At 65.4% G+C, this 11,054-nt stretch carries 4 protein-coding genes; 2 read left to right on the top strand and 2 right to left on the bottom strand.

Annotated elements, in window-relative coordinates:
* Nucleotides 1-855, bottom strand: a complete 855-nt coding sequence (locus tag FM069_RS01525) for a class I SAM-dependent methyltransferase (protein ID WP_233281956.1) — start codon at nt 853-855, stop codon at nt 1-3.
* 399 nt (nt 856-1,254) lie between these two features.
* Here FM069_RS01525 and fabD point away from each other — a divergent pair, with 399 nt between their 5' ends.
* Together fabD and FM069_RS01515 are read left to right on the top strand one after the other, a co-directional pair.
* A complete protein-coding gene (gene fabD / locus FM069_RS01520) occupies nt 1,255-3,219 on the top strand; it encodes an ACP S-malonyltransferase (RefSeq protein WP_143486419.1) in 1,965 nt (654 codons plus the stop codon).
* A 23-nt stretch (nt 3,220-3,242) separates the two neighbouring features.
* On the top strand, nt 3,243-10,187 hold the full coding sequence (locus tag FM069_RS01515) for a beta-ketoacyl synthase N-terminal-like domain-containing protein (RefSeq protein ID WP_178106631.1): 6,945 nt from the start codon (nt 3,243-3,245) through the stop codon (nt 10,185-10,187).
* 132 nt (nt 10,188-10,319) lie between these two features.
* Here the strand turns inward: FM069_RS01515 and urtE are convergent, their stop codons facing one another.
* A complete protein-coding gene (gene urtE, locus FM069_RS01510; protein WP_143486415.1) occupies nt 10,320-11,018 on the bottom strand; it encodes an urea ABC transporter ATP-binding subunit UrtE in 699 nt (232 codons plus the stop codon).
* Nucleotides 11,019-11,054 lie beyond the last annotated feature (36 nt).

The raw sequence follows: 11,054 nt of genomic DNA, 5'->3' as shown, positions 1-11,054 counted from the left end.
CTAGGCAGGTTTTTTCAAACGCCAGATCTTATAAACGAGGTGGCCGTTCTTATAGGCATTGAGGCCACTCTCGTCGAAGAAATGGAACATGGTATCGAAGGCATGGAAAACTTCGGGCGGCAAGGACGTCTGTTGCTCTTTTTTCTCGGCGACCAGTGTCTTCAATACATGTTTGAGATGACCGTCTTCACTGTCGAAGGCATTGATCACGCCCTGGGATATATCGTCGTGGCTTTCCACCTGAAAACCTGAACGCTCGATCATCGCCTGGTGATCGCCCAGTACGTTGGTGAAGAAATCCACGCCGACGCTATCTTGCCCGATCAAAGGCGTCGTGTTCGGGCCCTTCATGGTATCGGCATAGAAGAACTGCCCGCCTTTCTTCAATACCCGAAACACTTCGGAACCGAACTTGTTCATGTCCGGATAACAGTGGGACGACTCGATATTGATGACGGCATCGAATTCCTCGTCATCGAAGGGAAGATTCGTCGCATCGCCTTTCACGAAGGACAACCCCTCCAAAGGGTGCGCACGGGTGCAGAACTCGATATGCGCAGGACAGAAGTCCAATCCCACCACTTGTCCGGCTTGGGCATATCGCTTCAGATAGGAGCAGTTACCCCCTCTTCCTGAGCCTATTTCCAGAATTTTCTTGCCTCGCAGGTCGGTGCCGGCCAGGAGGAAGTGAATCAGATTGGTCGAGCATTTCTGCTCCAGATCGGCATCATCGAGCCAGTCGAATGTATCGGCCGGCTGCAGGTAGCCATAGTTCAGGAACGTCAGTCGCTGGTCGGGGAACATCCGGGTCATCATGTCGTACCACTGACTGATGGGTGATACTTCTTCTTCCATTTGACGATTCATACTGCCTCGCATGCATGGGGGTCGTTCATTGTTGTTTTCCCGGCTGGAGTGTATTCGCGAGGTTCGATCCAATCCTGGATTCCAAATGAAGCCGAAGCGAAAAGTTGCTCACCCAGCCACCGGGACAGGCAGCGTTACTCTTTTTTCCACGAAAGGGAAGTCTTGCCGAGAATGGTCGCCAAATAATTTCATCACTGTGCCAGCGATGTTCATTAGATAGAGTGATGGCTTAGAGCCATGCACACATTGTCGTTCAGAACGAACGGCCATCAACCTGATATCTTCCCAGCTCATACTTGAATAAGAATAATGATGCGCGGGCCTGACAGTTCGAAGGCAATGTGATTAGATACAGCCCTCGCGCCGATCATATTTCAGGACGAAAACATGCCGTATCTCGCTCAAGGAAAGAAGTCGTCGATTGTCTTTATGTTTCCGGGCCAGGGCTGCCAGTTCTATCAGATGGGCCGGGAGCTCTATCAGAACAACCCGGTGTTCCAACGCTGGATGAACGAGCTGGATGCCCGGGTGCGCAGCGAGCTGGGCCATTCGGTGATCGCCGAGATCTATCATGAGAGCAATGCGCGCTCCAAGCCGTTCGACGACATCCGGGTCAGCCATCCGGCCATCTTCATGATCGAGTACGCGCTGGGCAAGACGCTCGTGGAGCAGGGGATCGAGCCTGACTACCTGCTGGGCGCCAGCCTGGGGGAGCTCGTCGCCGCCACCCTGGCGGATGCGCTCCCGCTGGACGAGGCGATCCGCCTGGTGGTCGGGCAGGGGCAACTGTTCCACCGCCGCCAGTCGCCGGCTACCGATGGCACCCTGTTGGCAGTGCTCGCCGACGAAGCGCTGTTCCAGCGCACGCCGCTGCTTCATGAACACTGCGACGTCGCCGCCTACAACGCGCCTTCGCTGATCGTCATCGCCGGCCAGTCCGCCCGGATCGCCGATGCCGAGCGCCACCTGGCCGCCCAGGACGTGGTGTTCCAGCGCCTGCCGGTGAATCAGGCCTTTCATTCGCGCCACATCGACTTTCTCAAGCCGGACGTGGACGCCATGGCGGGGCGGCTGTCGCTTCGTCCGCTGCAGGTCCCCTTGGTGTCCTGCTGCACCACCCATGCCCTGGAGACGTTCGCCCCCGATCACTTCTGGCAGGCGATCCGCCAACCGATCCGTTTTTCGCAGACCCTGTCGAGACTGGAACACGAGGCAGGAGCGCGCGGTGAGGCCCTGATCTACCTGGACCTGGGCCCCAGCGGCACCTTGGCCAACCTGATCAGGCAGAACATCCGTGATCGCGAGTTGCCGTTGATCCTTCCGGTGCTCAGCCCCTTCGGGCGCGACCTGGAGAAGTTCGACGACGTCCTGGCGCTGGGCCGCACCCTCCAGCCACTGCCACAGTCCGAGCGCGCCGCCGATCCAGCACCCGCCCATGCCATCCCTCAACCCCGCGTGACGTCGCCTGCCCAGCGCCCGGCACCGGCACCTTCGACAGCGAATGGCCCGCTCCAGGTGCTGGTATTCCCCGGGCAAGGCTCGCAGCGAGTCGGAATGGGCGAAGAACTGTTCGATCGGTTCCCCGAACAGGTGGCTGCGGCCGATCTCATCCTGGGGTACTCCTTGAAGACCCTCTGTCTCGAAGACCCCGGCCGGCAGTTGGCCAATACGCAGTACACCCAGCCGGCACTCTATGCGGTCAGCGCTCTCACGTTTCTGGAACGGCAACGTCAGGGTGCGCGCGCGCCCGATTTCCTTGCCGGCCATAGTCTGGGTGAGTACTGCGCGCTGTTCGCGGCCGGTGCCTTCTCGTTCGAGACCGGCCTGGCGTTGGTGAAGAAGCGCGGCGAGCTGATGGCGCAAGCGTCCGGTGGCGGCATGGCCGCGGTCATTGGCCGCTCGCCCGAAGAGGTCGCCTCGCTGCTGGCGCGACACGGGTTCGATGCCCTCGACGTGGCGAACTACAACTCCCAGGCCCAGGTGGTGCTGGCCGGTCCCGTGGAGGTCCTGGATCGCGCGCGCGACTGCTTCCAGGCCCAGGAGATCACGTTCGTGCCGTTGCCGGTCAGCGCGCCGTTCCACTCACGCTACATGCGCGGCGTCATGGAGACATTCGGCGAGTACCTCCGGCAGTTCGACTATGCACCGTTGCAGACGCCGGTCATTTCCAACGTCCACGCCAGGCCCTATCGAGACGGCGAGCTGGTGGACAACCTGACGCGGCAGATCTGCGGCTCGGTCCGTTGGCTCGACTCCATTCGCTACCTGATGGAGCAGGGGCGCTTCGAATACGAGGAAATAGGCCCTGGCAACGTGCTGACCAAGCTGATCGCCAGCATCCGCGGTGCCTGATGGACGCATAGGGAATGAGTGTCATGGATTCGACGTCGACTGCCACGCTTACCGATCCGCTGCTGTTCCTGTCCCTCGTTTCGCGCCTCGAGCACCGGCGGTTGATTTCCCGGCAGGGCGTCGGCCAGCCTTTCTCATACGAAGCCTTCTGCCAAGAGGCAGAGGGTCATGATGCCAGGCTGCGAATCGCTCTCGAGGTGCTGGAATCTTCCGGCTGGCTGAACCGCCAGTGTGTAAACAGCGGGTTCTTCAGTGCCGGGGCATCCGACGTCGGCGAGCTGCCGGCCTGGGTCGACGAGGGGTTCATGGCGTTGTCACCCGGGTGCCAGCCGGAGCCCGCGGTCCTGGCGCGAGGCGTGGAACTGGCCGCCCTGAACTGGCACCAGTGTTGCCCCAGGCTGATCCAGGGACTCGATCTGCTGCTGGCGTTGGCCTTGTTGCGCGGGTTGAAGGCGGACGGCGTGCTCGAGGCTGTGGGCGAACACTCCAGGCCGATCCACGCGCCTGTCGGAAGCCTGCTCCATCGATCGCTCGACTTTCTCCTGGATCATCGCTGGCTGCGACGCGACGCGGAGCGCATCCAGCCCGAGCCCGATCGGCAGGCCGCGCTTGAGCATTGGCTGAGCGACAGCTGCCTGGCGTGGCACAGCCGTCTGCCGATGATCGTCGACGACCTGCTGTTCGCCCAGGGCGAGCCCGGGGAGGCGGCCGTGCGGACCTTGGAAACGGTGGCGGACTGCCACGGCCGTTCACACGGTGAGCCCGAGCTGCGGCGAATCCTGGCGTCGTTGCTGGATACCACGCCCTTGGCCGAGCAGCCGGACTGGATCGTCGCGCTGGGTGCATCAACCGGTGCGACCCTGGACACGCTATGGCCCTGGCTTCGCGAAAGCACGGCGCGGGGTCGGGTCCTGGAGCACCCGCCATTGCGCGCCTGGGTAGCGGAGGCGGACTGGCTGGATGATCCGGCGTCCATGGGACGACACATGGATGAAGTGGGCCTGCCGCCCAACGCGCCCGTGCTGTGGGTGGGGCTCGATTCGTTGGACGCACTGCTGTCCGCTCCAGGCGATTCTCCAGGGCCTCGGCACCGCCTCGGACGCCTGGCAGAGCTGATCGGTGATCGACCCCTGGTGCTCGGCGAACGCCACCCAACCGCCTCCAGCTCATGGGTGGAGCGGTTCGCCTGCCGCGCCTCCGTGGGCGCTGCCGATGCCTTCATGGCCCTGGCCGGAGCCGGCCTGTTCGCCGACCCGGACAGGTTCTACCCTCTGCAGGGCGATGCCTCGGATATCCGAGCCACCGTAGGGTGCTACCAGGCGCGGGACTATCGAGTCCGCTTCGGAACCCGGCAAGACCTCCCGGCCCTGTTGGCGCTGGAGGAAGCCTGTTGGCCGGAAGGCAGCCGGGTCGACGATGCCATCCTGCGCCGCCGCCTGGCCCAGGGTCCGGCGAATCAGCTGGTGCTCGAGCATCAGGGCGATGTGGTTGGCGTGATCTATTCCCAGCGGATCAGCCGGATCGACGGGCTCTTCGAAACGGATTTCGCCCATGTGGACCGCCTTTGCCACGCCCAGGGCGAGGTCGTGCAGATCCAGAGCCTGAATATCCTGCCTGCCCACCAGTACAGCGGCTATGGCGACCAGTTGCTCGAGTTCATGCTGCAGTACTGCACGCTGCTGGACGGCGTTCACACCGTGGTCGGGGTGACCCGTTGCAAGGATTACCCCAGGCACCGGTCGATCCCCCTCGAGGCGTACATCCATACCCGGGATGAGCGGGGCAGGCTCCTGGACCCGGTATTGCGCTTCCATGAACTCCATGGCGCCCGGATCGAGCGGCCGGTCGCGGGCTATCGCCCCGCCGACCATGACAACCAGGGCCATGGCGTCCTGGTGCGTTACGACCTGGCAAGCCGCCAGCGCCGTGCCCCGACTCCGGCCCCAGCCTCGGCGGAGCCGGTGGCGATATCGGTAAACGACGCGGTACGCCAGGCAGTCAACCAATGCCTGGGCCAGCCGCCCGATCGGGCACTGTCGTCTCGTCATAGCCTGATGGAACTGGGGCTGGACTCGGCTGACCTGCTTTCCCTGGGCGAGCAGCTGGGCACGAGCCTTGGGCTTGCGCTGGAGCAGACGTTCTTCTTCCGTCACAACAGCATCGAGCGCATCGTCGTCGCGCTGGAGGCGCGCCTGGCGGAGCAGGCACCTTCCGCTGGCATAGGCGAGGAGGCGCAAGCGTCGGTCGATATCCCGCGGAGACCCCAGCCCGACCTGACAGGTGATTTCGCAATCGTGGGCATCAGCGGGCAGTTTCCCGGCGGCGACCTGGACGCGTTCCGGCACACCCTGCGCGAGGGAACGAACAGGGTGCGTCCGGCGCCCGCCGACCGTGCGGAGCCGGGACGCCCGGGGGGCTATCTCGACGACATCGACTGCTTCGACCATGCGTTCTTTGGCATCTCGGCCGCGGAAGCCGCCACCATGGACCCGCAGCAGCGATTGCTCCTGCAACACGCCTGGCTTGCCGTGGAGGACGCGGCGATTCCCCTGGAGCAGTTCGCTCGTGACTCGACCGGGGTCTTCATGGTCGCCGCGCCGAGCGAATACCCTGCCCAGGTCGAAATGCCCGCCGAAAGCCCCTTCCTGCTGACCTCGTCATCGCCCTGCATGTACGCCAACCGGGTGTCCTACCTGCTGGACCTGCGGGGCCCCAGCGAATACTGCAACACGGCGTGTTCCTCCGCGTTTGTGGCGCTGCATCGCGCCATGCAGGCGATCCGCGCCGGCGACTGCCGCCAGGCACTGGTGGGAGCGGTCAACCTGCTGCTGTCGCCAGACGAGACGGCGGGCTACCAACGGATGGATTTCCTCAGTGCCCAGGGGCAGAGTCGCTCGTTCCAGGCAGGGAGCGATGGCTACGTGCGGTCCGAGGGGGTGGGGGTCGTGGTGCTCAAATCCCTGGGTGATGCCGAGCGGGACGGCGATCGCATCTATGCGCGGCTCAAGGGCAGCGGCGTCCGCCATGGCGGCAAGGGCGCCTCACTGACGGCGCCTGACCACGATGCCCTCCAGGCGGCGATGGTGGCGGCTTACCGCAGTGGGGATATCGATCCGGACAGCGTGGACTACGTAGAGGCCCATGGCGTCGGCTCGCCGCTGGGCGATGCCATCGAGCTGGCCGCGCTGCAGTCAGCGCGCGCTGCACTGGGCACGACGAGTCCCCGATCGCCCTGGACGATCAGCACCGTGAAGCCGCTGATCGGTCACTGCGAACTGGCTTCCGGCATGGCAGCCCTGTTCAAGGTGATCGATGCCCTGGAGCAGCACCAACTGCCGGGCATTCCCGGCTTCCAGCAGCCCGACCCGGCCCTCGCGCTGGATCCACGTCTGGTGCGTCTGGAGTCCGCGGCTCGTCCGTGGGTGGCGCCCCGGGACGCCCAGGGAGTCGAGCGGCCGCGACGCGCCGGCCTCAACAGCTATGGGTTCGGCGGGGTCAGCGCACACCTGGTGGTGGAGGAGCAGCGCGCCGTGCCGGCGCAGGCAGGGGAGGGCAGCAGACCGCAGTTGATCCTGCTGTCGGCACGTACCTTCGAACACTTGAGGGAGCAGGCACGCCGGCTGAGCCAGACCCTCGCCGAGCGGACGCCCGGGTTGGCTGACATCGCCTATACCCTGCAGGTAGGGCGCATGGCGATGGCGTGTCGCTGGTGCTGCGTGGCGGAAGACGTGGCGACCGTGCGGCAGCGCCTGGACGCGCTCGCGTCTGGCTCCCTGGAAGGGGTCGCATGCCTGGCCGAGGAGGCGATTCAGGTAGCCGCCGGGCCATCGGCCCCCGAACCCGACGTGGCCCGGGCGCTCGCCGAGGGCGACCTGGCTCGCCTGGCCGAGCAATGGCGGCAGGGCGCTGCGGTCGACTGGTCGGCGCTGGTCCGGCCGGGCCGGCCCCGCCGGATCGGCCTGCCCGGCTACCCCTTCGCCCGGACGCGTCACTGGCTGCCGCGACGAGGGCAGACGCTCCACCAGCCCCCTCGACCTACGCCGCTCCTGACCTTCCGCGAGGTGCTTGCCGAGGTGCTGGGGAGCCAGGCAGCCGACCTGTCGGGCTGCGAAACCCGCAGCCTGGCCAGCCTGGGCCTCAGTTCCCTGGGGGCGGTCGGTCTCAAGGCGCGCCTGGAACAGCATCTGGGCGTATCGCTCTCCCTGAAGGACCTCGACCCCTATCGGAGCCTGGCGGACACCGAGGCGTGCGTGGCGGAGCAGGCAGGGCAGGGCGGGGGCGCGTCGCTGCCAGCCTTTCAGGCGATGCCCGAGGCGCAGGGGCAACCCTTCCCGCTCAACGACATCCAGCAGTCATTCCTGTCCGGTCGTACGCTGCTGTCCGATGCGGAACGGGTGGGGTGCCATATCTACCTGGAATTCGATTGGCCGGAACTGGACGTCTATCGGCTCACCCAGGCCTGGAATCGCCTGGTCGATCACCACGCCATGCTGCGGCTCGTGTTGCTGCCCGACGGGCGCCAGCGGATCGGTGAGGCCGCACCCTGTCGATTCAGGACCCGCGACCTGCGAAGGAAGACGGCCGCCGATCGAGAGGCGACCCTGGAATCCCTGCGAGCATCGATGTCCCACAAGGTCTACCTGCCCGGACAATCGCCGCTATACGAAATCTGCGTATCCCTGCTGGACGACGTGCGCAGCCGTGTTCACCTGAGCATCGATGAGCTGATCGTCGATGCTACCTCCCTGGAGTTGCTGCTCCAGCAATGGCTGGCGCTCTATCGCGACGAGGCCGCTGCGTTGCCGGCGCTCGATGTATCGTTTCGCGACTACCTACTGAGCCTCGAGGCGTATCGGCAATCATCTCGTTATCAACGCGACCTGGGGTATTGGCTGGAAAAACTGCCGGTCATGCCGCCTGGTCTGCGCCTGCCCAAGGCATCGCGGGCAGCGGGGCGCGAGCGGCGTCGGCTCACCTCGCAGCTTGATGCGTCGCGCTGGCGTCGCCTGAAAGAGCAGGGTGCAGAACAGGGCATCTCGGGAACGGCGCTGCTTCTCACCCTCTTCGGGTCGGTGTTGCGCCAGGCACAGGACGGACAGGCCTTTTCGCTGATCGCCACGTTCTACGGGCGCGTACCGCTTCACCCCCAGGTTGACCAGGTGCTGGGCCCGTTGATCTCCACGCACTTCTTCGCCGTTCAGGCCGGGCGCCCGGGCGAAGGCCTGGCCCAGCAGGCGCAATCGGCTCACCGGCAGTTGCTGGAGGATATCGATCACTTGAGTGTCAGCGGTGTCGCCGCGCTGCGGGAGGCCAAGCGGCAGGCCGGCCACGTGCCTCCTGCCGGAGAAGCCGAAGTGGTCTTCACCTCGATGCTCAACAACCCGGTCATCGGCCGTGCAGCGAGTTTTGGCGACGCGCAACACTACTGCGTCACCCAGACACCCCAGGTCAACCTCGATCATCAGGTGCGCGAGCGTGAGGGTGCGCTGCACTTCAGCTGGGATGTGGCGATCGCCTGCTACCCCGATGGCCTGATCGATGATCTGTTCGCCACTTACTGCGCCTTGCTCGAGCGGTGCGCGGACGATCCAGCGAACCGTCTCGCACAGCCGATGGACGAGCTGCTGGACGCCTGTTCATACGTCACTCAGCGCTCGCCGGACGCGACAACCGGGTCGCCGGCGCCTTTCGCCTTGGCTCCGGGGGCTGCCCCGGCGACGTTCGCCCTCACCGATCAGCAGCAAGCCTACGCATTCGGTCGCTCGCTGCAGGGGGGCAGCGCCCATCTTTACCTGGAGGTCGCGATGCCCCAGGTCGACGTGGAGCGCCTGGAACGGGCCTGGAATGACCTGCTGGCCATCCATCCGATGCTGCGGGCGCGCATCCTGCCCAACGGTCAGCACCAGATCATGGGCGACGTGCCACGCGTACCTGTCGAGACCCAGGGCGACCCGGAGGGCATCGCCGACGCATTCTTGAGTCGGGCCACTCCACTGGGCGAGTGGCCCAGCGCGTGGATCGGCGTTGGTCCCTTGGCGGATGGACGACAGGCGATCCATGTCGGAGTCGACCTGCTGGTGGCGGACTTGCCAAGTCGCGATCGTCTGGTGGGCCAATTGCTGGCGCTCTATCACGGCCAATCACTAGCGCGTCCATCCATTGGCTTCGGCCATTACCTGAACGCGCTGAACCACTACCGACGTTCGCCAGCCGTCGATGCCTCGGTTCGTCACTGGCAAGCCCGTGTCGCCCAGTTGCCGACCGGCCCGCGATTGGGCGATGGCGCCAATGACGGCCTCCACCAGGGCTTCGACTACCAGCTTCGGCACTGGCACTCGGTGCGGGCCCGGGCCGCGGAGGAGGGTATTTCAGCCGATGCGGTGCTGATCACCGCCTATGCCTGGAGCCTGGCGTCTCATGGTTTCGAACGTCCGTTCACCGTGGTGGCGCCGGGCTGGAACCGATTGCCCGTGCACGCCGAGATCGACGAGCTGGTAGGAGACTTCACCACCCTGAGCTGGATCGCCTTCCAGGATGACGCGAGGACGTTCCTGGAGCAGGCGCGTCACTGCGAGCAGGTTTTCACCGAGGACCTGGCCCATCGCGCCGTCAGCGGCCTGCAGGTCATGCGCAAGGCCACCCTGGACAGGCGAGGCGCCCAGCCCCTGGAGTTCCCCGTCGTCTTCACCCGGCTCAATCCCCAGGGGCCGCTGGCCTTGCCGGATGGGGTCGAGGTGATCACCAGCGCCAGCCGAACCCAGGGCGTGGTGCTGGATAACCTGAGCCTGGAGCAGGGCGGCGCATTGCACATTCATTGGGACCTGGCGGTCGGTCGCCTGTCTCGCGAGCGCGTTCAGGCCATGTTCGACACCTATTGCCAGGTACTGGAACGGCTGGCGATCGAGCGAGACGCATGGCTGCTGGATGAGCGCGGGTTGCTGGCCACGGCGGTCGACGATCCTGCCTGACCCTCAAGGCTTGCAGCCGGGCGGGGCAGGGGCGGGTACCTCTGGCTTGCGGAGGAAAACGGCGTGGGGCGCCTGGAAAACGGTATCCCGCGGCCGATGCCGGTCGGTTTTGCCTGATGACGGCCTGCGGGCTCAGATCGCCACCAGGCCCCGCACGCCGTCGGCATCCATGTCGGCGCCGCGGCCGCGCTGGACGATCTCGCCGCGGGACATGACCAGGTACTGGTCGGCAAGCTCGCTGGCGAAGTCGTAGAACTGCTCCACCAGCAGGATGGCCATGTCGCCGCGCCTGGCCAGGAGGGCGATGACGCTGCCGATCTCCTTGATCACCGAAGGCTGGATGCCTTCGGTGGGCTCGTCGAGGATCAGCAGTCGCGGGCGACTGGCCAGGGCACGGCCGATGGCCAGTTGCTGCTGCTGGCCGCCGGAGAGGTCGCCGCCGCGGCGCTGCTTCATCTGCTCGAGCACCGGGAACAGCTCGTAGATGAACCCGGGCACCTCCCGGGCCTCCCGGGCGGGGAAGCGGGAGAGCCCCATGAGCAGGTTTTCCTCGACGCTGAGGCGCGGGAAGATCTCCCGCCCCTGGGGCACGTAGGCGATGCCGGACTGCACCCGCTGATGGGGCTTGCGGGTGGTGATGTCCTGGCCGTCCCAGGTGATGCTGCCGCGCCTGGCCGGGATCAGGCCCATGAGGCAGCGCAGCAGGGTGGTCTTGCCCACCCCGTTGCGGCCCAGAAGGCTGGTGACTTCGCCCACCCGGGCTTCGAAGGACAGGCCCCGCAGGATGTGGCTGCCGCCGTAGTACTGGTGGAGTTCGTTGACGTGCAGCATGTCGATGCCCTCGTGGCATGTGCCTGGATGGGCCAG

The organism is Pseudomonas mangiferae (genome assembly GCF_007109405.1).
Lineage (GTDB): Bacteria > Pseudomonadota > Gammaproteobacteria > Pseudomonadales > Pseudomonadaceae > Pseudomonas_T > Pseudomonas_T mangiferae.
The sequence above is the reverse complement of the archived record's forward strand: the minus strand, read 5'-3'. Positions and strand labels throughout refer to the sequence as shown.